Annotated in this window: 20 protein-coding genes; 16 read left to right on the forward strand and 4 right to left on the reverse strand. The window is 33.0% G+C overall.

Annotated elements, in window-relative coordinates; translation table 11 throughout:
- Positions 1-102 precede the first annotated feature (102 nt).
- From AC5ZCW_RS13655 to AC5ZCW_RS13695, 9 genes are all read left to right on the forward strand, one after another.
- Complete coding sequence (locus tag AC5ZCW_RS13655; RefSeq protein WP_496120425.1) at positions 103-627, forward strand: hypothetical protein; 525 nt, start codon at positions 103-105, stop codon at positions 625-627.
- 187 nt (positions 628-814) lie between these two features.
- Positions 815-1702: a hypothetical protein gene (locus tag AC5ZCW_RS13660; RefSeq protein ID WP_496120427.1), complete on the forward strand. Its 888-nt coding sequence runs from the start codon at positions 815-817 to the stop codon at positions 1700-1702.
- Between the two features lie 119 nt (positions 1703-1821).
- On the forward strand, positions 1822-2772 hold the full coding sequence (rlmF, locus tag AC5ZCW_RS13665; RefSeq protein ID WP_496120429.1) for a 23S rRNA (adenine(1618)-N(6))-methyltransferase RlmF: 951 nt from the start codon (positions 1822-1824) through the stop codon (positions 2770-2772).
- Positions 2773-2829: 57 nt separating this feature from the next.
- Complete coding sequence (locus AC5ZCW_RS13670; RefSeq protein ID WP_496120431.1) at positions 2830-3057, forward strand: hypothetical protein; 228 nt, start codon at positions 2830-2832, stop codon at positions 3055-3057.
- Positions 3042-3344 carry a type II toxin-antitoxin system RelE/ParE family toxin gene (locus tag AC5ZCW_RS13675; RefSeq protein WP_281631712.1) on the forward strand — a complete coding sequence of 101 codons (303 nt, stop codon included), beginning with the start codon at positions 3042-3044 and terminating at the stop codon, positions 3342-3344. Before AC5ZCW_RS13670 ends, AC5ZCW_RS13675 begins: the two co-directional genes overlap by 16 nt.
- Before the next feature lie 96 nt (positions 3345-3440).
- The gene (locus AC5ZCW_RS13680; RefSeq protein WP_111365373.1) at positions 3441-3677 is read left to right on the forward strand and encodes a uroporphyrinogen decarboxylase; all 237 of its coding nucleotides are present in this window, start codon (positions 3441-3443) and stop codon (positions 3675-3677) included.
- 85 nt (positions 3678-3762) lie between these two features.
- Entirely contained in the window at positions 3763-4704 is a 942-nt protein-coding gene (locus tag AC5ZCW_RS13685; protein WP_496120433.1) for an alpha/beta fold hydrolase, read from the forward strand.
- A gap of 47 nt (positions 4705-4751) precedes the next feature.
- Complete coding sequence (uvrB, locus tag AC5ZCW_RS13690; protein ID WP_496120435.1) at positions 4752-6743, forward strand: excinuclease ABC subunit UvrB; 1992 nt, start codon at positions 4752-4754, stop codon at positions 6741-6743.
- Between the two features lie 104 nt (positions 6744-6847).
- The gene (locus AC5ZCW_RS13695; protein ID WP_496120437.1) at positions 6848-9019 is read left to right on the forward strand and encodes a prolyl oligopeptidase family serine peptidase; all 2172 of its coding nucleotides are present in this window, start codon (positions 6848-6850) and stop codon (positions 9017-9019) included.
- Positions 9020-9055: 36 nt separating this feature from the next.
- Here AC5ZCW_RS13695 and AC5ZCW_RS13700 read toward each other — a convergent pair whose 3' ends face one another.
- Positions 9056-9457: a TerB family tellurite resistance protein gene (locus AC5ZCW_RS13700; RefSeq protein WP_496120439.1), complete on the reverse strand. Its 402-nt coding sequence runs from the start codon at positions 9455-9457 to the stop codon at positions 9056-9058.
- A 57-nt stretch (positions 9458-9514) separates the two neighbouring features.
- Between AC5ZCW_RS13700 and AC5ZCW_RS13705 the strand changes: the two genes are divergently transcribed.
- From AC5ZCW_RS13705 to AC5ZCW_RS13720, 4 genes are all read left to right on the forward strand, one after another.
- Complete coding sequence (locus AC5ZCW_RS13705) at positions 9515-10312, forward strand: alpha/beta hydrolase (RefSeq protein ID WP_496120625.1); 798 nt, start codon at positions 9515-9517, stop codon at positions 10310-10312.
- 32 nt (positions 10313-10344) lie between these two features.
- Positions 10345-11355 (forward strand): dipeptide epimerase, encoded by a 1011-nt coding sequence (locus AC5ZCW_RS13710; RefSeq protein WP_496120441.1) that lies wholly within the window; start codon positions 10345-10347, stop codon positions 11353-11355.
- A gap of 1 nt (position 11356) precedes the next feature.
- Entirely contained in the window at positions 11357-12391 is a 1035-nt protein-coding gene (locus AC5ZCW_RS13715; RefSeq protein ID WP_496120443.1) for an aminotransferase class I/II-fold pyridoxal phosphate-dependent enzyme, read from the forward strand.
- Positions 12392-12487: 96 nt separating this feature from the next.
- Positions 12488-12955, forward strand: a complete 468-nt coding sequence (locus AC5ZCW_RS13720; protein ID WP_496120445.1) for a DUF1456 family protein — start codon at positions 12488-12490, stop codon at positions 12953-12955.
- 137 nt (positions 12956-13092) lie between these two features.
- Here the strand turns inward: AC5ZCW_RS13720 and AC5ZCW_RS13725 are convergent, their stop codons facing one another.
- Both AC5ZCW_RS13725 and AC5ZCW_RS13730 read right to left on the reverse strand, forming a co-directional pair.
- The gene (locus AC5ZCW_RS13725) at positions 13093-13806 is read right to left on the reverse strand and encodes a LytR/AlgR family response regulator transcription factor (RefSeq protein WP_496120447.1); all 714 of its coding nucleotides are present in this window, start codon (positions 13804-13806) and stop codon (positions 13093-13095) included.
- Positions 13807-13809: 3 nt separating this feature from the next.
- Positions 13810-14850 carry a sensor histidine kinase gene (locus tag AC5ZCW_RS13730; protein ID WP_496120449.1) on the reverse strand — a complete coding sequence of 347 codons (1041 nt, stop codon included), beginning with the start codon at positions 14848-14850 and terminating at the stop codon, positions 13810-13812.
- Positions 14851-15072: 222 nt separating this feature from the next.
- Here AC5ZCW_RS13730 and AC5ZCW_RS13735 point away from each other — a divergent pair, with 222 nt between their 5' ends.
- Complete coding sequence (locus AC5ZCW_RS13735; protein ID WP_496120451.1) at positions 15073-15858, forward strand: DUF5694 domain-containing protein; 786 nt, start codon at positions 15073-15075, stop codon at positions 15856-15858.
- Between the two features lie 338 nt (positions 15859-16196).
- The gene (locus AC5ZCW_RS13740) at positions 16197-16994 is read left to right on the forward strand and encodes a DUF5694 domain-containing protein (protein ID WP_496120453.1); all 798 of its coding nucleotides are present in this window, start codon (positions 16197-16199) and stop codon (positions 16992-16994) included.
- Between the two features lie 261 nt (positions 16995-17255).
- Here AC5ZCW_RS13740 and sucC read toward each other — a convergent pair whose 3' ends face one another.
- Entirely contained in the window at positions 17256-18449 is a 1194-nt protein-coding gene (gene sucC / locus AC5ZCW_RS13745; RefSeq protein WP_066035083.1) for an ADP-forming succinate--CoA ligase subunit beta, read from the reverse strand.
- A gap of 416 nt (positions 18450-18865) precedes the next feature.
- Between sucC and gltB the strand changes: the two genes are divergently transcribed.
- Complete coding sequence (gltB, locus tag AC5ZCW_RS13750; RefSeq protein ID WP_496120456.1) at positions 18866-23383, forward strand: glutamate synthase large subunit; 4518 nt, start codon at positions 18866-18868, stop codon at positions 23381-23383.
- Positions 23384-23387: the final 4 nt, after the last annotated feature.

The raw sequence follows: 23387 nt of genomic DNA on the forward strand, positions 1-23387 counted from the left end.
TCATCTGTTCGCTATCGCTCGGGAAGCAAATCTGAAGAATGGGCTTAATTTAGTCTCAAATCTGATGTACCTCCTAAGCTTTTGCCTTAATACAAAGTAGAAATGAGTAAAATAAAGATTATAATTACTTCTCTCCTTATTTGCTTTATTATGCAAGCACAGGAAAAATCAGAAGCCGAAAATTTTGTCATTGACTTTTTTAAAAAAGAAAAAATAGATAAAATCACCTATACCGAAAACATACCACCTTCCCATTTAGAATATATAAAAGATGCTTTAAAAGCAACCACTCTTCAAATTCGGGATACAAGATTTGCAAAAAATATTGATGAAATGCCAAATAGTATACTATTCACAAGTAAAGAGATGGATTATGTATATAAAGAAATTGAAGACAACAATAAAACAGGTTGGGCAAAGGGAAAACTCGAGAATTCTGAATTTATTGCTAGTGAAAAAAGTGAAAAATATTATGGAATTTATAGTTTTTCGAAACCTGTATTTTTAAGAAATAATACACTTTGCATATTTTACTCTGAAGGTAATGAAAGTGGAATGCTTGCTACATACATAAAAATCAATGACGAGTGGAAATATTATTCAGGCTTTTTCGCATGGGTAAATTAAGTAATACTGCTAACAGCAACTATAACAAATTTGGGCAATTGACTTAATGGGATAATGTTTTTATATTTGGGAAGATTTGCTTCGCCTGATCACTATCGCTCGTGTCACAAATCCGACGAATAGCCTTAATTTAGTCCAAAACCAGCTCTAGTACTAGAGCGTTGATAGTAATTTTGATTCAAAAACTATGACAAATTCATTTAATCAAGATATAATAAACAAAATTGATGTTTTAAAAAATAGCATTAACTCTTCAGTTGAGGAAATCGAATTAATCGAAACTTATACAAAACTTAGTGAAATAGGTGAAAAATTTGAATTAAATGAAATAACAAATTTTTTAATTCAAAAGTACATAACTGAAAAAAATGAGAATGTAAAAAGCATAATTCATAGCTCGATACGAAAACAGACAAAAAACGAAAATACCGAAGTAAAACCTTTACTCTTAATTTTACAGAAATATAAAAAAAGTAATATTGTAGAGTCTATCATAGAATTATTGCATAATTCGAAAAATTCTGAAATCGAAAATGCCCTAATTAATATTTTAGAAAGCAATCATAGTGACTGGATCTATAAAAGAGTAAATACTTGTTTACATACTTCTGGCACCAGAAAATCAATTCCTCATCTAGTAAAGAAAATTAATCATAAAAGCAATGATGTTGCTTCCTCTTCATTAATAACAATTATTCGTCTTGCAGATGAACGCGAATCGGAATTATTTATTAATGAATTAACTAACGGAAAAATTAAAGATACTGCTATGGAAGGAGTTTGTCTATATTCTGGAATTGAAGCCGTAGACAATGTAATAGAAAGATTAAAAAAGAAAACGAATCGTAAAAGAGAAACTGATTGTTCAACTTATTTTTATTTAGGAAATGAAAATGAAACTACAATTGGATTAAAATTTCTAAATAAATTTAAAGAAGAAAGGAAGGATATAGAAACTTTTTTTACGTTTTTGCTAGAAAAAAGAATCGACAAACTCTTCGATTATGAAATTGATACTTTAAAAGAACTTATAAAAGCACCAAGTACTGAGATTACATTGAAAAAAAGAATATAGCATCAAAAAAAACTACCGCCAATAGCTACTACAACAGATTTGGGCAATAGGACTAATGGGAATTTCCTAAAATCATTTCCAAAAAAGGAATGCCTATCTTTGCATCGAAATCAAAAAAAATGAAAGCAGAAAACAATTCCCAAAAAGACAATTTACATCCAAGAAATCTTCATCGAAACCGATATGATTTTGAACTTCTCATTTCAAATTGTCCCGAATTAAAAGCTTTTGTCTCCATTAATAAACACGGAATAGAAACCATCGATTTCAGTAATCCGCTTGCTGTAAAAACATTAAACAAGGCTTTACTTAAAACGTATTACAACATTCAAAACTGGGATATTCCTAAAAATTATCTTTGCCCGCCAATTCCAGGACGTGCCGATTATATTCATTACATAGCCGATTTATTGGCCGAAAGCAATAACAATCAAATTCCAGAAACCAGCACTGTTTTAGGATTAGATATCGGTACAGGTTCAAATTTAATCTATCCGATATTAGGAAATTCGATTTACAATTGGAGTTTTGTCGGAACAGATATTGACCAAAAATCAATTAAAAATTGCGCTAAAATTATTGAAACCAATCCAGAATTAATTGATTCTATCAGCTTGCAGCAGCAAACCGAACCTCGATTTATTTTTAAAAATATTATCACGCCCGAAGATCGTTTTACATTCACGATGTGCAATCCGCCTTTTCATGCATCTGCCGAAGAAGCTCATAAAAGCACTTCTAGAAAAGTTTCTAATTTAAACCCGAAAGAAAAAAGAAATACAAATCCAGTTTTAAATTTTGGCGGACAAAATGCAGAATTGTGGTGCAACGGCGGCGAAATCGGATTTATCACGCAAATGATTTACGAAAGCGCTAAATATCCATCGCAAGTTTTGTGGTTTACTACTCTAGTTTCTAAAAAAGAAAATCTTTCATCGATTTACAAAATCTTGAAAAAAGTAAACGCCGTTTCTGTCAAAACAATCGAAATGTCGCAAGGGCAAAAAAATAGCCGAATTGTAGCCTGGAGTTTCCTAAATGACACTGAGCACAACTCTTGGAAATTTTAAGGTTTTCAAAACCAATCGTATGATTTTGTTTTGTAACTTCGATAAAATTACGTAATTATGAACACTCTTGAACTTAAAAATATTTTAATTTCTGAAATTGAAAAAATTGATGACGATCAGTTTTTATCTGCTTTAAAAACAATTTTAGATAGTCGTAAAACTCCTGTCAATTATTCTGAAAGATATAATGAAGATTTAAAAGTTGCTGAAGAAGATATTCAAAGTGGTAATTTCTATTCTCATAATGAAATGAAGGATCAAATTGTACAATGGAAAAAGAAATAATTTGGTCTAAAGCCGCTAAAATTCAGCTTGAAAAAATATACTTTCATATATTTAAAGAATCTAAAAGTAAAAATATCCCAAACAAAGTAATTGATACTATTTATAATTCTGTAACAATTTTAAAAACAAATTGGGAAATTTACGAATTGGATGAAATGAAAATTCCAAACAATGGAAGTTATCGGGCATATGAAATTTATAGTTATCGAATATCTTATAAAATAACTTTCAATGAGATTCATATTTTGAGAATTCGTCACACAAGTCGTAATCCAAAAAAACTATAATCTTTTTTCTACTTAAATAACTCATTTCCAAAACAAAACCTTGATTTTATAATTAGCTTTTGCTACATTTATTGTAAACTATTTAAAATCAAGATTATGGCAGAATATATTGGTTATCTCGCATCTGTATTTATTGTTGGAGGTTTTTTGCTAAAAAATCTCCGAGCAATCCGATTTATTAATATGTTTGGCTGTATCTGTTTTGTCATTTATGGCATCTTTTTAAACGACTATAGAGATTTTAACCAATGGCTTTGGCCCGTAATAATTCCGAACGCTATTTTAGCATTTGTACAGATTTATTATCTGACTTCCAAAAACGACAAATCTTAAAATTATGATATTTTAAAATAAAATTCTGATACACTTTTCGCCAGCTCTGTTCGTAACTTTAAGCTGAAAATTGAATTTTATTACTATGTTAAAACTATATTTCCGATTGGCAGTTGTGCTCTTTTTAGTCACAAGCTGTTCTTCGTCCAAAAAGGCAAAATTTGACGATTATGTTTTTAAAACTAGAACTGAAGAGGTAAAATATCAAACCGCTTATGATAAAGCTTTAAAACTTTGGAATATTCCTTATACCGAAGAAGATGTAAAAACTAGTTTTGGAACCGCACATGTAATTATTGCTGGACCAAAAAACGGAAAAGATCTTGTTTTACTTCACGGAATGGATGCCAGTTCGACCATGTGGTATCCTAACATTAAAACTTTGGCCAAAAATCATCGTATTTACGCCATCGATTTTATAATGGAACCCAATAAATCCAACTTAACCACCAAACCGCTTTCATCCGATAATATTGTTGTTTTTTACAATGAAGTTTTCAGCTATTACAAATTAAAGAAATTTGATATCATTGGCGCTTCACGAGGTGGTTGGATTGCAACATTATTAGCCACTCAAAAATCAAATTCGATCGATAAAATTGTTTTATTAAGTCCAGCGCAGACTTTCAAATTTCTTGATAAACCTAGAAAAACGACTTCAGCATTAATGCTAAAACTTTTTCCAAGCGAAAAGAAATTCAGCAAAACGCTATCGACATTTTCAACTCATCCAGAAAACATTAGTATCATTTATAAAAGACAATTCTATTTGGCTAATAAATATGGAAAATCAAATTCCAGCATGCTTAAAATGATGCCTTTTTCAGATAAAGAATTAGAATCTATTCAAAATCCGGTTTTAGTTTTAATCGGAGATAAAGACGTTATTAATTCAGAAGAAAGTTTGGATCGTGCAAAAAAACATCTTGTTAATTGTAAAACAAAAACGGTAAAAGATGCAGGACATTTTTTAACCATAGATCAGCCAAAAGTGGTAAATGATGCGATCATTAATTTTTTAGATTAGAATTCAAACTTCGTATCTTTACAAAACCAAATTTTCAGTATACTCAAATGAAATTTCAAGTTTCCTCAGAATATAGTCCAAAAGGAGATCAGCCTCAAGCCATACAAAAATTGGCACAGGGCGTGGTCGACGGAGATAAATACCAAACTTTATTAGGAGTTACGGGCTCGGGAAAAACGTTTACCGTTGCCAACGTAATTCAGGAAGTGCAAAGACCTACTTTGGTTCTGGCGCACAACAAAACTTTGGCCGCTCAATTATACTCTGAGTTCAAACAATTTTTTCCAAATAATGCTGTTGAATATTTCGTTTCGTACTACGACTATTATCAGCCAGAAGCTTTTATGCCAGTAACTGGAGTCTTCATTGAAAAAGATTTATCTATCAATGAAGAATTGGAAAAGATGCGTTTGAGCACTACTTCTTCCCTACTTTCTGGTCGCCGCGATGTTTTGGTTGTAGCTTCAGTTTCTTGTTTGTATGGTATTGGAAACCCAGTTGAATTTCAGAAAAACGTTATTGAAATTAAACGCGATCAGGTTATTTCAAGAACTAAATTATTACACAGTTTAGTGCAGAGTTTATACGCTAGAACAGAAGCCGATTTTAACCCGGGAACTTTCAGGATTAAAGGAGATACGGTTGAAGTTTATCCAAGTTATGCAGACGATGCATATCGAATTCATTTCTTTGGAGACGAAATTGAAGAGATTGAATCTTTTGATGCAAAAACATCTCAAGTTATAGAGAAATTTCAAAGATTAACCATTTATCCTGCCAACATGTTTGTGACTTCTCCAGAAGTTTTACAAGGCGCAATTTGGCAGATCCAGCAAGATTTGGTGAAACAGGTTGATTATTTTAAAGAAATTGGAAAACATCTGGAAGCCAAACGTTTGGAAGAAAGAACCAATTTTGATCTAGAAATGATTCGCGAATTGGGTTATTGCTCAGGAATTGAAAATTACTCACGCTACCTTGACGGACGTGAAGCAGGAACGCGACCTTTCTGTTTATTAGATTATTTTCCGAGCGATTATTTAATGATTATTGATGAAAGTCATGTAACTGTTTCTCAAGTTCATGCAATGTATGGAGGCGACCGAAGCCGTAAAGAAAACCTTGTGGAATACGGTTTTAGATTGCCTGCCGCAATGGACAACCGCCCTTTAAAATTTGAAGAATTTGAAGCCTTGCAAAATCAGGTTATATATGTTTCTGCAACACCCGCCGATTACGAACTACAAAAATCGGATGGTATTTATGTCGAACAGATTATTCGCCCTACAGGATTATTAGATCCTGTTATTGAAGTGCGGCCAAGCTTGAATCAGATTGATGATTTGATTGAGGAAATCCAGGTTCGCTGTGAATTGGACGAAAGGGTTCTTGTGACAACTTTGACCAAAAGAATGGCCGAAGAATTGGCTAAATATTTAACTAAAGTGAACATTCGATGCCGGTATATACATTCTGAAGTAGATACTTTAGAGCGTATCGAAATTATGCAGGATTTACGAAAAGGTCTTTTTGATGTCTTAATTGGAGTTAACTTACTTCGTGAAGGTTTAGATTTGCCAGAAGTGTCGCTTGTAGCTATTTTAGATGCTGATAAAGAAGGTTTCTTGAGAAATTATCGTTCGTTAACGCAAACTATCGGACGTGCGGCGAGAAACTTAAACGGTAAAGCCATTATGTATGCTGATAAGATTACAGCAAGCATGCAGAAAACAATCGATGAAACCAATTACAGAAGAGCTAAACAAATTAATTTCAACGTTGAAAATAATATTGTTCCACAAGCTTTAAATAAAAAAATCGAAAGCGCTTTCACTAAAAATCCTTTAGTTGAATATGAATTAGGTCATCCGATTCCTGTTGCAGCTGAACCAGAAACAGCTTATCTATCTAAAGCTGAATTAGAAAAAATGATTCGTGAAAAACGCAAAACGATGGAAAAAGCAGCTAAAGAATTAGACTTCTTGCAAGCTGCTAAACTTCGTGACGAGATTAAAAAACTACAGGAGCAATTACCATAAGCAAAACATAATTAACTATATATCAATTAATTAAAATAATTTCATAACTTTACCTGTCCATAATCTATCTGGAAATTCAGCCTTTCTTTTAAACTAGACAGATTATGAATACGAAATTACTTTGCACTACTGTAGCACTCAGCTCAGTAGTATCGTTTTTTGGGCAAAATAGACCACAGCCCGCACCAGAAAAAATTGTCATAGATGAATATTTTGGAGAGAAGATAGAAGATGGCTATCAATATTTAGAAAATTTAAATGACCCGAATGTTGTCGCTTGGATGAAAGCGAATACAGATTATACTCGGCAAAAATTAAGCGAAATTCCAGAACGGCAAAATCTTGAAAAAAAACTCAAAGAGCTTGATGCAAGAAAAGAAAGTACAATCTCTGAATTACAAATTACAGAGAACGACCATTATTTCTATCTAAAACGAAATGCCAACGAAGAAAATGGCAAATTGTACCAGAGAATTGGTTATAAAGGAACCGAGAAATTACTTTTTGATCCAGAAACTTATAAAAAAGCAGCTGGAGTAAATTACAACATCAGCTCTATAACTCCCAATGAAAAAGGAGATAAAGTAGCGATAGAAATTTCACCAAGCGGTTCTGAAAGCGCCGAATTGCTTATTATAAACAGCGACGGAAAAGTTTATCCTGAAGTATTCGACAGATGCTGGTTCAGCTCCCCTTCGTGGATGCCAGATGGTAATTCATTTACATACGGTCGCTTAAATTCTTCCAATGTTACAGATCCAAATAGATTATTAAACTCCAAAGTTTACTATCATAAATTAGGAGAAGATCCAAACAAAGATGTCGAATTTTTGTCCAATACAACCAATCCTGAACTTAATATAGGTGCAGAAGAATTCCCTTTAAATCTTTATCATAAAAATTCTAATAAAAACTACGGACTGGTTGTTACGGTTGATAATCGAATTAAGTTATATGACACCGATTTAAAAGATAGTTTTAAACCTGCAAAATGGACCAACTTGGTCGATAAAAAAGATGAAGTGACCAATTATCTTGTCGATAAAGAGTTTATTTATTATTTAACTTATAAAAATGCTTCCAACTATAAAATCATCAAAGTTCCTATTTCAGATCCAGATATAGAAAAAGCAAAAACAGTTGTACCAGAACCAAAAAATGGAAACATTACCGATTTTAAACTTACAAAGGATGGCTTATATTATTCAATTACAGAAAACGGTGTTCAAGCAAAAGTATTTTTCTTAGCAAAAGGAAAAACAGATCCGATTGAATTAAAATTACCTCTGCAAGCAGGTTCAGTCTCTTTTTTGGCTATAAGCGAAAATAAAAGCGAAATTTGGATGACGCTTTCGGGCTGGACTTCTCCTCAAAAACGTTATTTGTACAATCCAACAACAAATACGTTTACTTTTCAGCCATTATCAAAACCTATTGAATATCCTGAATTTAAAGATTTAGTGTCTAAAGAAATTATGGTTCCCTCTTATGATGGTGTTAAAGTTCCTGTTTCTATCATTTATAATAAAAATATTAAGCTAAATGGCGACAATCCAATCCTTATGGTTGGATATGGTGCTTACGGAATCTCTCTTGAACCACGTTTTAGTACTGGATTTGCATTGCCTTACTGCACTTATGGCGGCATATATGTTGTTGCTCACGTTAGAGGTGGCGGAGAATTGGGCGAAGCTTGGCATAAAGCAGGTTTTAAAACCACCAAACCTAATACATGGAAAGATTTAATTGCGGTTACTGAATATCTTATTAAAGAGAAGTATTCTTCTCCTAAAAGAATTGCCATCTGGAGCGCAAGCGCTGGCGGTATATTAATTGGACGAGCTATTACGGAGCGACCAGACTTGTTTGCAGCTGCCATTCCAGAAGTAGGAGAATTTAATACGATTCGTTCAGAATTAGCCCCAAATGGTCCTGGTAATATTCCTGAATTTGGAACTATAAAAGACAAAACAGAGTTCAAGGCGCTCCTAGAAATGGATTCGTTTCATCATATTAAAAAAGGAACTGCCTATCCGGCAACATTAATAACAGCGGGAATGAATGATCCTCGTGTAATTGCATGGCAACCTGCAAAATTTGCAGCTTCACTTCAAAATGCAAACACCTCCAACAATCCAATCTTTTTTTTAGCCGACTTTGAATCAGGTCATGGAATGGGTGACAGCGCAACAAAAGTTATCGAAAAAGACAGCAACTTAATCAGTTTTGCTTATGCATATACTGGACATCCAAAATTTCAACCTTCTAAAAAATAAATCCGAAACAAATAATAAACGAAAAAAGGTTTTAATCTAATTGTGTTGTTCGTGAAAAATTTCCAACAGCACAATTGGGTTAATTACTGTATTTGGTGCTTTTTTCATCATTTCCAAAACACGTTTTACAGCAGAAAGGTTCAGTCCCATTCCGATAGCGATCTTTTGAATAGCATGAAATTCTCTTTCGTGCAAAACGCCATCACAATGCATTAATAAAGCCAATCTATAAAACTGATTGATACGCTGCATTTCGGATGGTATTGGCAATGGTTTTGTTTCCTGATGAAATAAATCCTGAAATTCTTCTTCGCTAATATTCAATTCCAAAGCTACAATTCTTAAAAATTCAAGCTCACGTTTGTGCAAATGTCCATCTATAGTGGCGAGGGTAATCATTTCTAAAAGTAAACTTCTTTTTTCTGCTTCTGTATTCATCAATTTATTATTTTTAGCTAAAATATTGCTTTTAAATAAAAATACAAAACAAGGATGATGAAGAGGATTTTCTTGGCAGTTTTACTTCTATTTACTCTTATTGGCAAGGCACAAAGCACCGCTTCAAAAAATGTATCTACTTTTACAATTGAAGCGCCTCAACTAAATACCTCAAAAAAAATTTGGATTTATCTTCCAGAAAATTATTCCAAAGACATTCAGAAAAAATACAGCGTTATTTACATGCACGACGCGCAAAATCTGTTTGATGCTAAAACTTCTTATTCTGGCGAATGGAATGTAGACGAAAAATTGGACAGCCTAAAAGCTCCCGTAATTGTTGTAGGAATTGAGCATGGAAATGAAAAACGAATCGAAGAGCTTACTCCTTTTAAAAATGAAAAATATGGTGGCGGAAATGCCGATAATTATCTCGAATTTATCGTAAAAACCTTAAAACCGTATATCGATAAAAATTACAGAACCAAAACAAAAGCCAAAAACACGATTCTTTTTGGAAGCTCTCTCGGCGGACTAGTTTCTTATTACGGAGCTTTAAAATATCCTGAAATTTTTGGAAAAGCGGGTGTTTTTTCGCCTTCATTCTGGTTTTCACCTGAAATTTATACGTTCACAGAAAAGCAATCTAAAATTAAAACTAAAATCTATTTTCTGTGCGGCGATAAAGAAAGTGACGACATGGAAAAAGATTTAAGTAAAATGAAACGTTTACTAGATACCAAACGCTGTTATTGTCTTCATCTTGATAAAACCAAGATTGTAAAAGGCGGAGAACATAATGAAAAGCTTTGGCGTGATCATTTTACGGAAGCAATACTCTGGCTTGGCTATTAATTGAAAAAAACATAAAAAAACATCGCATACCAATGAAACTAATTTTAAGAGAATACAATCTCAAACTAAAGCACACTTTTACCATTTCGAGAGAATCCATAGATTTTCAGCCTTCGTTAATTGTTGAATTGCAAAGCGATGGCTTTTCGGGTTTTGGAGAAGCAACTTCAAATCCGTATTACAAAACGACTGTGCCAATGATGATGCAGGATTTAGAAAAAATTAGATCTATTATTGAAAACACAGAAAATGAAACTCCAGAAGTATTTTGGGCAAAAATTCATCCCTATTTAAAAGACGATATGTTTGCTTTATGCGCCTTAGATCTAGCTTATAACGATTTGTATGCTCGCAAAAAAGGCAAAAAGCTTTACGAATTATGGAACTACACAACCGAAAAAAATCCGATGACGGATTACACTATCGGAATTGCTTCTATTGATAAAATGGTTTCTAAAATGCAGGAACTTCCATGGCCTATTTATAAAATTAAATTAGGAACCAAAGAAGATATCGAAATTGTAAAAGCGCTTCGAAAACATACCAATGCCATTTTTAGGATTGATGCCAATTGCGGATGGACAGTTGAAGAAACCATAAATAATTCGATTGAACTAAAAAAATTAGGTGTTGAATTTCTAGAACAGCCTATGAAAGCTGATAATTGGGAAGGACATAAAGAGGTTTTTAAACATTCTGCTCTTCCAGTAATTGCTGACGAGAGTTGTATTATTGAAGAAGATGTAGCTAAATGTTTCAATCATTTTCATGGCGTGAATGTAAAACTGGTAAAATGCGGTGGTTTAACGCCTGGAAAACGCATGATTGAAGAAGCTAAAAAACTTGGTTTACGAACAATGGTTGGCTGTATGACAGAATCTACTGTTGGAATTTCTGCTATTGCGCATTTGCTTCCTCAATTGGATTATGTAGATATGGATGGTGCGTTACTTTTAGCAGAAGATATTGCAACAGGTGTTACTATAAAAGATGGTGTTGTAAGTTATTCTGATTTAAACGGAACGGGAGTTACACTTTTATAAAATGAAAGTCGAAAAATTTCCAGATCGAGTAATCGAAATTGACCAAGAACATTATTTGTATTTTGGCGGAACTGCCTATTTGGGTCTTCCGACAAATACAGCGTTTCAGGATTTAGTCGTTCAGAACATTTTAAAATGGGGAACTACTTACGGAAGTTCTAGAACTGCAAATATTCAATTAACGGCTTATGATGCAGGCGAAAGCTTTTTAGCATCTCATATTGGCTCTGAAAGGACCGTTACCGTTTCTTCGGGAATGCTGGCTGGAAAACTTGTTTTAGAAAAATTGCAAGAGCAAACCGATTGTTTTTATCATTTAAATGAAATTCATTCCGCTATTCAAATTGAAAATAGTGAACCTGTTTTTATAAATAAAAAACTGAATGACCGTTTATTAGATTCAAAACCTGAGAAAATAACGATTCTAACTGACGGTGTTCCTTCTTTTGAAACAAAACCAATCGACCTAACTTTTATAAAAGAAATCTCTAAGGAAAAGGAAATCACTTTAGTTATTGATGAATCGCATTCATTAGGAATTGTGGGAGAAAATGGTTCTGGAATTTATGCTTCAATTAATTTTCCGATTAAAAGAAAAATATTGGTTTCATCTCTTGGAAAAGCTTTCGGCTTAACAGGCGGAGTGATTGCATCAGATTCTGAATTCATAGAATCAATAAAAGAAATTGAAACTTTTACAAGTGCTGCCGGAATGAATCCCGCTTTTGTACAAACACTTTCTGATGCTAAAGAAATTTATAAAACACAGTATCAAAAATTGAAAGATAATTTGAGTTATATCGATACGATTTTAACCAAAAACAGCACTATCCTATTTGATAAAAACTATCCTTTAATTTATCTTTTATCGAATGAATTAGTTGAAAAATTAAAACAGGAAAAAATCATTATTGCTAGTTTTAGATACACCAAAGAAGCCGAACCGCTAAATCGAATTGTAGTTACAGCAAATCATTTAAAAGAAGATTTGGATAAATTGGTCGCAACTTTAAATGATTTCAATTCTAGATTTTAATCATTTTAAAAACTACCTTTGTAAAATAAATTAGGAGTTTTAGTTTCAGATTGAAAACTTGAAACTTGAAACAGAAAAAAACCTGAAACAAAAATTATGACAAATAACGATATACTTAAAAAACTTCGCGTGGCTTTGATGCTCCGTGATGACCAAATAGTTGAAATTTTAGAATTAGTAGATTTTAGAATTTCAAAATCAGAATTAGGAGCTTTTTTTAGAGCCGAAGATCATCCAAATTATATGGAATGTGGCGATCAGGTTTTAAGAAACTTCTTAAACGGATTGGTTATTCATTTAAGAGGAACTAAAGAAAATCCTAAAAATCCAAATGACGTTTTAGCAAAACATAAAGCTGAAATTCCGAAGAAGGAAACTTCTAAAGAAAGACCAGAATTCAAAGCTGCTCCAAAAGATTCAGAAAAATACAGAGGTGATCAAAGTTCATCAAAGTCAGGTTCATCAGCTGGAAAACCTAAAAAGAAATCATTCCCAAAAGGAAACGGAAAACCGGTTGTTGTAGAAAAAGTGGTTTTCAAAAACGGCAATAAGAAAAAATCGTAATTGAGGATTTTAACCGCAAAGAACGCTAAGATTTACGTAAAGTTCGCATAGTTTTATTCACAAAGCTTTGCGAACTTTGCGTTTGTATTCACAATACTTAGTCAAAAATCCTTGCGCACTTTGCGGTTAAAAAAAAATTAAATTTTATTCTCTTCTATTTTATCAAAAAAAGCCTCTTTAAAAGTTGCACCAATCGGCAATTCTTTTCCATTTATAAAAACAGAAAAATTATCTGTGGATTCTATATGCTGCAATGAAACCACATACGATTTATGTATTTGAATAAAATCCTTTTCTGGCAATGATTCAATAACATTTTTTAATGACGAATGTGTAATAATCTGCTGCTTTACAGTATGAATGCAAACATAATTCTGCAAACTTTCTACGTATAAAACATCATTCAAAAAAACTTTCTGAAACTTATTTTTTCCATCTGTTTTTATAAATAAAAAATCTGGTGCAGTACTATTAGCGGTACTCGAAACTTCTATTTTGGATTCAGAGTTTAGTTTAGAAACGGCTTGATAAAATCGTTCGAATGCAATTGGTTTTAATAAATAATCAACTGCATTTAATTCAAATCCTTCTAAAGCAAAATCTGGATAAGCCGTTGTAAAAATTACTTTTATATCCTTAGAAATGATTTTAGAAATCTGTAAACCTGTTAATTGCGGCATTTGTATATCAAGAAAAATAACATCTACAGATTGTGAATTTAGAAATTCTAATGCTTTTAACGAATCATTAAAAACGCCAACTTTCTCCAGAAAATTTACTTTCCCAATGTAATTTTCCAATATTCGAGTTGCAGGCGGTTCGTCGTCGACAATTATGCATTTAAAAGCCATAAATTATTTCTTTAGCGGTATTTTTAAGTAAGTTTTAAAGGTATTATTTTCTTCTGTTTTTTCAAGAATAAATTGGCTTTTATAAGTGTATTCCAGTCTTTTTGTCAAGTTATCAAAACCGATTCCAGTTGACGAATAATTTTCTCCCTGAATGAAATAATTGAAAGTTGAAATTTCTAGAAAATCGTTTTTTATTTGAATTGAAATAATAGCTTTTTCTTCTTCATTATTAAATTTTCCATGCTTGAAAACATTTTCAACAAAGTGAATCAAAGCCGACGAAATGATTTTTTCGTTTGAATAATTTCCTTCCACTTTAAAATCTAAAAATAACTGATCTTCAAATCTTTTCTTTTGTAAATGGATATAGTTTTGAATAAATTGAATTTCTTTTGAAAGTATCGCTTCATCTTTATCTGTTTCTGTAATAACATACCGAAGTAAATCAGAAAGCACCAAAATATCATCTGCCATTTCATCTTCTTTTATAACCAACTGACTATAAAAAGAATTTAAAGTATTAAACAAAAAATGCGGACTAACTTGCGCTTTTAGCATTTGAAATTCTGCTTTTTTATTCTCTAAAAGCAATTCTTGATTTTGATGCTGAGCGGTTTGAAATTGCCAAAATAAAAAGGTCAAAGCACTTAAAAAGACAGCTGGCAATCCAAAGAAAAAGTTATCTTTTATGTAATAACCTATTTCTCTAGCTTCTTCATAGTAATTGTGCATTCCGGTAATATTATACATAACGACTTCTTGCAAAAAATAACGAACAGCCGCAAAAAGCAATAGCGAAACTGGAATTGTCAGGATGTAAAAAAGCAATTTCTTCTTGTTTAAAAACCATTCGCAGAAATAGTAAAAGTTGAGAATGTAAATACAAAATATTGCTAACAAATGAGTTGGCGTAATTCCATAACATATTCCTTTGATTACAATTTCTACTTTTTTATCATTAAGTCCAATATCCCAGAAAATGTACGTTAGAAATAATAAAAAGAAAAAAACAATGTGATAGTAAAAAGGGATTCTTGATTTCATAGTTTTTTGATAATTGACTCAAAAATACAATTAAGCCTTAAATAGAAAATTAGATTTATTTAAAAACGCATTTTTTAGGGACAAGCTATCTAAAACTTTACATGAAATCATTTCACACTTCGTTTTAGTTGTTCATAAAATGAAATCTTATGTTCATCAAAAACAAAAACATAGAAACCAAAAGACAGAATACATTTGCCATGAATTAAAAGACTAACATTCATGCAAAAAATCATTTTATTACTAGCTCTTACCCTATTTAACTTATCGCCTGCTCAAACAAAAAAGAAACAAATATTATTATTTGGAAGCTTTCATTTTGAAAACCCAGGACTTGATGTTGTTAAGGTAAATACGTTTGATGTAATGTGTGATAAGAGTCAGAAAGAACTCGAAAACATTACCAATAAAATTAAAAAATTTGGACCTGATAAAATTTTCGTAGAATGGAATTATCAAGAGCAAGATCAATTAGATAAGTTTTACGCTAAAAACACTGATAGTTTACTTAAAAAAGATTCAAATGAAATAGTGCAAATAGCTTTAAGATCTGCTAAAAAATTAGGGCATAAAAAGTTATACGCAATAGATTACAATGATACTAATTTTCCATATGATAGTTTGATAAAAGGAATGAAAGCCGCCAATCAGTTTGATTTAATCAAGAAGAATGAAGAAAGAATGAAACAAAAAGAAACAGATTTTAATACAAAAATTACAAAATATTCTTTGACCCAATTACTTTTGGATGCTAATACAAAAGATATTAAGTGGTATTTTGAAACAGCAATTAAAGCAGGGAAAACAGACAATTTTGTGGGTGCTTTTTTAGTTTCAGAATGGTATCGCAGAAATCTATATATGTATGCTCTAGTTCAAAAATTAACGGAAAATAAAGACGATAAAATAATGGTTTTATTAGGAGCCGGACATACCACGATAATTAGAGAATTTGTAAAACATAATTCTGAATACGAAATTGTAGAATTATCGACAGTTTTGAAATAGCGGATTTCTGATCGTAAAGAATACCATGATTTATACAAAGTTTCTAAAGTTATTTATACATAGCTTTACGAACTTTCTTTTTTTACAAAATCTCACAAAAACATACGATTTATGTATCTGAAAAAAAGTGATTCTATTCCATTTTTACAACTAAGCCTTAAATGGAGAATTATAGATAAAAGATACTTTTTCTAAGGACAAACTATCAAAAATATTACACGAAATTATTACCTCATAAATTTCATATGTTTATAAAATGAAATCCTAGGTTCATCAAAAAACAAAAAATAAGGCCAACAGACAAAATACATTTGTCATGAATTTAAAAACAAAACGTCATGCACAAAATTATTTTATTACTAACAATTATTACATTAAACTTAACTTCTGCTCAAACTAAGAAAAAACAGATATTATTGGTTGGAACATTTCATTACGCCAATCCTGGTCTTGATGTTGCTAAACTAAACAGTTTTGATATCTTGTCTGAGAAGAGCCAAAAGGAACTCGAAATAATGAGTGACAAAATCAAAAAATTTGGTCCCGATAAAATATTTGTAGAATGGGAATTTAACAAACAAGCTGATTTAGATAAGTTTTACAATAAAAATGCCGACAGTCTTTTTAAAACTAACAAAAACGAAATAACACAACTGGCACTACGCACAGCTAAAAAACTGAATCATAAAAAATTATACGGAATGAATCTCTACACTTCTTTTCGTTATGACAGTTTAATGATGTCAATGGAAAAAACAAACCAGCAGGATTTATTGAAAAGAAATAATGAGTGGAAAAAAAGGAATGAAAAAGATCATAATGAAAGAATAACAAAAAGCTCGTTACAAGAACTCATGCTACATTACAATAAAAAAGAAACCGAAAATAAAAACATCCAATGGTATTTGGAAGTAGCAAATAGAGCTGGAAATCCAGATGATTTTACAGGAGCGCATTTAGTTTCAAATTGGTACAAAAGAAATTTATATATGTATTCTTTAATTCAGAAATTAACGGAAAGCACAGATAATAAAATAATGGTTTTAGTTGGTGCTGGTCATGCTGCATTGATAAGAGAATTTATATCACATGATCCAGAATTTGAACTTGTAGAACTATCTACAGTTTTGAAATAAACTTGATGGTTTAACCGCAAAGAGCGCAAAGAATTACGCAAAGTTCGCAAAGTTTTTTAGCCACGAATTCACGAATTTTATTTTTTACAATCTTTGAAAATAATTCGTGAATTCGTGGCTATTTTCAACATACAGCTTTGCGAACTTTGCGTTTGTACTCACAATCCTTAACAAAAAAACTTAGCGCCCTTTGCGGTTAAACCACAAAAAAAATCCCTCCAAAATGGAGGGATTTTCTATATAAATTGATTTCTTATTTAATTAAGAAAGAGCAGCTTTTACTTGGTCAGCAGCTTCTTGGAACTGAACTGCAGATAAGATTGGCATACCAGAGTTGTCAATTAATTCTTTTGCAATTTCAGCATTTGTTCCTTGCAAACGAACAATAATTGGCACTTTAATAGCGTCACCCATGTTTTTGTAAGCATCAACAACACCTTGAGCAACACGGTCACAACGAACGATACCTCCAAAGATGTTAATTAAAATAGCTTTTACGTTTGGATCTTTCAAGATAATTCTGAAAGCTGTTTCAACACGTTTTGCGTCAGCAGTTCCTCCTACGTCAAGGAAGTTAGCAGGCTCAAAACCAGCGTATTTAATTAAGTCCATAGTTGCCATTGCAAGACCAGCTCCGTTTACCATACATCCTACAGTACCGTCAAGGTCTACATAGTTAAGACCAACTTCTTTAGCTTCAACTTCGATTGGATTCTCCTCACGGATATCTCTCATTTCAGCATATTTTGGTTGTCTGTATAAAGCGTTATCGTCAATGTTAACTTTAGCATCAACAGCTAAGATTTTGTTATCAGAAGTTTTTAAAACTGGGTTGATTTCAAACATAGAAGCATCAGAACCAATGTAAGCATTGTAAAGTGCGTCGATGAATTTAACCATTTCTTTGAAAGCATTTCCAGAAAGCCCTAAGTTAAAAGCAATTCTTCTAGCTTGGAAACCTTGTAATCCAACAGATGGATCGATTTCTTCAGTAAAGATTAAGTGTGGAGTGTGCTCAGCAACTTCTTCGATATCCATTCCACCTTCAGTAGAATACATGATCATATTGCGTCCAGTACCTCTATTCAATAAAACAGAAACATAAAATTCAGAAGTTTCGCTTTCACCTGGATAGTAAACATCTTCTGCAACTAATACCTTATTTACTTTTTTACCTTCAGGCGGAGTCTGAGGTGTAATCAACTGCATTCCGATGATTTGTTCTGCTAACTCTTCAACTTGTTGTAAGTTTTTTGCCAGCTTAACTCCACCACCTTTTCCACGACCACCTGCGTGAATTTGTGCTTTTATTACGTGCCATCCTGTACCAGTTTCGGCAGTTAATTGTTTTGCAGCAGCTACAGCTTCAACCGCATTGTTAGCCACAATTCCGCGTTGTACGCGTACTCCGTAACTCGCTAAAATTTCTTTTCCTTGATATTCGTGTATGTTCATAATATAGAATTTGTCTGGTTCTGAATTTATTTCAGAATAAAAGTGCGACAAAAGTAACAAAATACAACTTAATAGTAAAATCTTTTTCAATTAAATAAATGTTATATATAGGTATTAGGCGTTGATAATTTTTCAAAGCAAACAAATCGTTAACGGAACAATTTGTTAATGTTAACACAATTCACATAAAACGTTTGATATTTAACAAAAAATTCATTGGTTTTATTGGCCTGCCGACGATTTTTCCTAATATATTTTAAGAGTAATTATATTTTTAGCAATTCGGGATGCCTTATATAATAATATTAATAATTAAGAATGCTTTTTCTAATATTACAGCAAAAATGAAAGCAAAAACACTATTTCAATACATTATGTTTAATGAAATCCTTATTTTTGTAAAAAAAATATCAAGAATGAGAGTTAAAGAACAAGGGCTTTATCTGCCTGAATTTGAACACGACAATTGTGGTGCAGGATTTATTTGTAATTTGAATGGTATTAAGTCAAATGATATTATTCACAAAGCATTAGACATCTTAATTAAATTGGAACATCGTGGTGCCGTAAGTTCTGATGGAAGAACTGGTGACGGAGCCGGAATTTTATTCGACATTCCTCATGATTTTTTTAAGAAAGTATGTGACTTTGAAATCCCAGAAGCGCGTGAGTATGCAGTAGGAATGGTTTTTTTACCAAAAAGCAAAAACCAAGTTTCTTTTTGTATTAATGCATTTGAAGCAACTATCAAAGACCAAAACTTAAAAGTTTTAGGTTGGAGAGATGTACCTGTTGACGTTGAAAATCTAGGTGAAATTGCCGCAGAAAAAGAACCAACAATTAAACAAGTTTTCGTTTCTAAAAACGGACAAGATTTAACTGAACAAGAATTTAATGCAAAACTTTTTGCAGCTAGAAAAATTGCTGAACATGCAGTGAGAGGATCTAAAACCTCAGAAAGCCACATGTTTTATTTTACTAGTTTATCGACAACTACTATAATATATAAAGGTCTATTGATGCCAGAAGACATCAGCCGTTATTATATAGATTTGAAAGATCCAGACTTGGTGACACGTTTAGCGCTTGTACACCAACGTTTCTCTACAAATACATTCCCATCTTGGGACTTAGCTCAACCATTTAGATACATGTGTCATAATGGTGAGATCAATACACTTCGTGGAAACGTAAGCCGTATGCGTGCTCGTGAAGAGCTTATGCAAAGTAAAGTTTTCGGAGAAGACATTAAAAAATTATTCCCAATTATCTTAGAAGGAAAATCAGATTCTGCTTCTATGGATATGGTGGTTGAACTTTTATTAATGACTGGCCGTTCTCTTCCAGAGGCAATGATGATGGTAGTTCCTGAAGCTTGGGAAAAACACCAAACAATGTCTCCAGAGAAAAGAGCTTTCTATGAGTACAATGCTTGTATCATGGAGCCTTGGGATGGACCTGCTTCTATTCCGTTTACAGATGGAAACGTAATTGGTGCTTTGTTAGACAGAAACGGATTGCGTCCTTCTCGTTATACATTAACGAAAAGCGGATTCGTAATTATGTCATCTGAAATTGGTGTATTAGACATCGATCCAGAAGATGTAATCCAACACGGTCGTTTAGAGCCAGGAAAAATGTTCTTGGTTGATATGAATGAAGGGCGTATCATCGAAGACGAAGAAGTTAAAAAAGCGATCGTTACAAAACGTCCATACAAACAATGGGTTGACGAAAACTTATTGCCATTAGCTAGCGTTCCATATACTAACAACCCTACTCCTGTTGAAAAATTAGATTTCTTGACAAGACAACGTTTGTTTGGTTATACCATTGAAGATTTAAAAACAATCATCAACCCAATGGGTAGCGACGGAGCTGAAGCAATCAGTTCTATGGGTAATGATACACCTTTGGCAGTTCTTTCAGATCAGCCTCAGTTGTTGTACAATTACTTCAAACAATTATTTGCTCAGGTTACAAACCCGCCTTTGGATGGTATTCGTGAAGAAATCATTACTGATATCAGTTTAGCGATTGGTGGCGATTTCAATATTTTCGAAATCGAATCGAAACAATGTAAAAAATTAAAAATCCAAAATCCAGTTATTTCTAATGAGGATTTGGATAAAATCAGAAATATCGATCACGCAGATTTCAAATCGGCTACTATTTCTACTTTATACAAAATAGAAAAAGGAGTTAACGGTCTAGAAAGAGCGCTTGAGAAATGTGTTCAGGCAACTTTTAAAGCGGTTAATGAAGGATGCAACATCATTATCTTATCAGATAGAGGCGTAAGCGAAGAATTAGCTCCAATTCCAATGTTATTGGCTTGTTCTTACATTCACCACTCTTTGAACATTTTACAGGTTCGTTCTAAATTCGGAATCATCATCGAATCTGCTGAACCACGTGAACCTCATCATTTTGCTTTATTGTTCGGATATGGCGCAAGTGCAATCAACCCTTACATGGTAAACGAAATCATTCACGATCAAGTTGAAAAAGGTTTCATTACAAAAGTAAAAGCTGATTATGCAGTTGTTAATTACAACAAAGCGATTGCAAAAGGAATCGTGAAAATCATGAACAAAATTGGTATCTCTACTTTACATTCATATAGAGCTGCTCAGATTTTCGAGATTTTAGGTTTAAACAAAACATTTACATCTAAATACTTCCCTTACACGCCATCAAGAATTGAAGGAATTGGTTTAATGGAAGTAGAAAAAGAGGTTAAAAAACGTTTCCAAAAAGCTTTCCCAAATTCAAAAATTGCAAACTTGCTTTCTCTTGAAATTGGAGGTATTTACAGATGGAGACGTGGTGGTGAAAAACACATGTTCAACCCAACCACTATTTCTAAATTACAACAGGCGGTTCGTTTAAACAGCCCAGAAAGTTATAAAGAATACTCTAATGCCGTTAACGAGCAAAGCTCAAACTTAATGACTATTAGAGGTTTATTTGAATTCAACAATTTAGATCCGATTTCTATTGACGAAGTAGAACCTTGGACAGAAATTGTAAAGAAATTCAAAACTGGAGCAATGTCTTACGGTTCTATCAGCCAAGAAGCGCATGAGAACTTAGCGATTGCAATGAACAGAATTGGTGGAAAAAGTAACTCTGGAGAGGGTGGAGAAGATCCAAGACGTTTCCAGAAAGAAATTAACGGAGATTCTAGAAACTCTGCAATTAAGCAAGTTGCATCAGGACGTTTTGGTGTTTCAATCAACTATTTGACAAACGCTAAAGAAATCCAAATCAAAATGGCTCAGGGAGCAAAACCTGGTGAAGGTGGACAGTTACCTGGAGAAAAAGTTGTGCCTTGGATTGCTGAAACTAGAAACTCTACGCCTTATGTAGGTTTGATTTCGCCTCCTCCTCACCACGATATTTACTCAATTGAGGATTTATCTCAGTTGATTTACGACTTGAAAAATGCAAACCGTGAAGCTCGTATTAACGTAAAATTAGTTTCTGAAGTTGGAGTTGGAACTATCGCTGCCGGTGTTGCCAAAGCAAAAGCTGACGTTATCTTAATTTCAGGTTACGACGGAGGAACGGGAGCTGCACCATTAACATCTTTACAGCACACAGGTATTCCATGGGAACTTGGTTTAGCTGAAGCACAGCAAACTTTGATCTTAAACGACTTAAGAAGCCGTGTAGTTTTAGAGTGTGACGGACAGTTGAAAACAGGTCGTGACGTGGCGATTGCTGCTTTATTAGGAGCTGAGGAATTCGGTTTTGCAACTGCTCCGCTTGTAGCTTCTGGATGTATCATGATGAGAGCTTGTCACTTAAATACTTGCCCAGTTGGTATTGCAACTCAGGATCCTGAATTGAGAAAGAATTTCAAAGGAACTCCAGAGCACGTAATCAACTTCATGTATTTCATTGCAGAGGAGTTAAGAGAAATCATGGCGCAGTTAGGTTTCAGAACTTTAAAAGAAATGGTAGGTCAGTCACAAAAATTAAATGTGAACAAAGCTATCAAACATTATAAAGCAAATGGTTTAGACTTGTCAACAATTCTATACAAACCGGAAAAAGCGAAAACAGAGCCAAATCATAATACAACTACTCAAGATCACCAACTTGAAAACGTATTGGATTTTGACATCATCAAAGAAGCGATTCCGTCTATCTATAGAAAAGAGAAAACAAGAGTAACTTTTAAAATTAAAAATACAGACCGTTCTGTAGGTGCTATTTTGAGTAACGAAATCTCAAAAATCTACGGCGCACAAGGATTACCTGATGACACTATTTTAGTTGATTTTGAAGGTTCTGCTGGACAAAGTTTTGGTGCTTTTGCAACAAACGGATTGTCATTTAAAATTCACGGAAACTGTAATGATTATTTAGGAAAAGGTCTTTCTGGAGGAAAATTAATTGTAAAAGTCCCTCCTACAGCGACTTTCAACCCTGAAGACAATATCATTATTGGAAACGTTGCCCTTTACGGAGCTATTACCGGAGAGGCTTATATTAATGGAATGGCCGGAGAGCGTTTCTGTGTAAGAAATTCTGGAGCAACAGCAGTTGTTGAAGGAATTGGAGATCACGGATGCGAGTACATGACTGGTGGTACAGTAGTAGTTTTAGGAAAAACAGGAAGAAACTTCGCAGCTGGTATGAGCGGTGGTGTAGCTTATGTTTACGATCCAAATAAGAAATTCGACGCAACAGTTTGCAACATGGAAATGGTTGCATTCGACCCAATGGAAGAAGAAGATCTTACGAAACTAAGAAAACTGATCAAAAATCATTCGTTGTACACAAGCAGTCCATTAGCAAAAAGAATTTTAGCAGACTGGGAAAACCAACAACAGCACTTCGTAAAAGTAATGCCAACTGATTACAAAAAAGCATTACAAAGAATTGCAGAAGAGAAAAAAATAGAAGAATTAATAGCTGATTAAAAGG

This window comes from Flavobacterium sp. PLA-DH12 (assembly GCF_059511845.1).

What these genes read in the sequence shown, in the direction of transcription:
- AC5ZCW_RS13705 (WP_496120625.1), top strand. Translation starts at nt 9,515, where the DNA reads ATGAAGAGGATTTTCTTGGCAGTTTTACTTCTATTTACTCTTATTGGC.
- AC5ZCW_RS13680 (WP_111365373.1), top strand. Translation starts at nt 3,441, where the DNA reads ATGGCAGAATATATTGGTTATCTCGCATCTGTATTTATTGTTGGAGGT.
- AC5ZCW_RS13700 (WP_496120439.1), bottom strand. Translation starts at nt 9,457, where the DNA reads ATGAATACAGAAGCAGAAAAAAGAAGTTTACTTTTAGAAATGATTACC.
- AC5ZCW_RS13720 (WP_496120445.1), top strand. Translation starts at nt 12,488, where the DNA reads ATGACAAATAACGATATACTTAAAAAACTTCGCGTGGCTTTGATGCTC.
- AC5ZCW_RS13670 (WP_496120431.1), top strand. Translation starts at nt 2,830, where the DNA reads ATGAACACTCTTGAACTTAAAAATATTTTAATTTCTGAAATTGAAAAA.
- AC5ZCW_RS13710 (WP_496120441.1), top strand. Translation starts at nt 10,345, where the DNA reads ATGAAACTAATTTTAAGAGAATACAATCTCAAACTAAAGCACACTTTT.
- AC5ZCW_RS13660 (WP_496120427.1), top strand. Translation starts at nt 815, where the DNA reads ATGACAAATTCATTTAATCAAGATATAATAAACAAAATTGATGTTTTA.
- gltB (WP_496120456.1), top strand. Translation starts at nt 18,866, where the DNA reads ATGAGAGTTAAAGAACAAGGGCTTTATCTGCCTGAATTTGAACACGAC.
- uvrB (WP_496120435.1), top strand. Translation starts at nt 4,752, where the DNA reads ATGAAATTTCAAGTTTCCTCAGAATATAGTCCAAAAGGAGATCAGCCT.
- AC5ZCW_RS13715 (WP_496120443.1), top strand. Translation starts at nt 11,357, where the DNA reads ATGAAAGTCGAAAAATTTCCAGATCGAGTAATCGAAATTGACCAAGAA.
- AC5ZCW_RS13675 (WP_281631712.1), top strand. Translation starts at nt 3,042, where the DNA reads ATGGAAAAAGAAATAATTTGGTCTAAAGCCGCTAAAATTCAGCTTGAA.
- AC5ZCW_RS13725 (WP_496120447.1), bottom strand. Translation starts at nt 13,806, where the DNA reads ATGGCTTTTAAATGCATAATTGTCGACGACGAACCGCCTGCAACTCGA.
- AC5ZCW_RS13685 (WP_496120433.1), top strand. Translation starts at nt 3,763, where the DNA reads ATGTTAAAACTATATTTCCGATTGGCAGTTGTGCTCTTTTTAGTCACA.
- AC5ZCW_RS13695 (WP_496120437.1), top strand. Translation starts at nt 6,848, where the DNA reads ATGAATACGAAATTACTTTGCACTACTGTAGCACTCAGCTCAGTAGTA.
- sucC (WP_066035083.1), bottom strand. Translation starts at nt 18,449, where the DNA reads ATGAACATACACGAATATCAAGGAAAAGAAATTTTAGCGAGTTACGGA.
- AC5ZCW_RS13730 (WP_496120449.1), bottom strand. Translation starts at nt 14,850, where the DNA reads ATGAAATCAAGAATCCCTTTTTACTATCACATTGTTTTTTTCTTTTTA.
- rlmF (WP_496120429.1), top strand. Translation starts at nt 1,822, where the DNA reads ATGAAAGCAGAAAACAATTCCCAAAAAGACAATTTACATCCAAGAAAT.
- AC5ZCW_RS13735 (WP_496120451.1), top strand. Translation starts at nt 15,073, where the DNA reads ATGCAAAAAATCATTTTATTACTAGCTCTTACCCTATTTAACTTATCG.
- AC5ZCW_RS13740 (WP_496120453.1), top strand. Translation starts at nt 16,197, where the DNA reads ATGCACAAAATTATTTTATTACTAACAATTATTACATTAAACTTAACT.
- AC5ZCW_RS13655 (WP_496120425.1), top strand. Translation starts at nt 103, where the DNA reads ATGAGTAAAATAAAGATTATAATTACTTCTCTCCTTATTTGCTTTATT.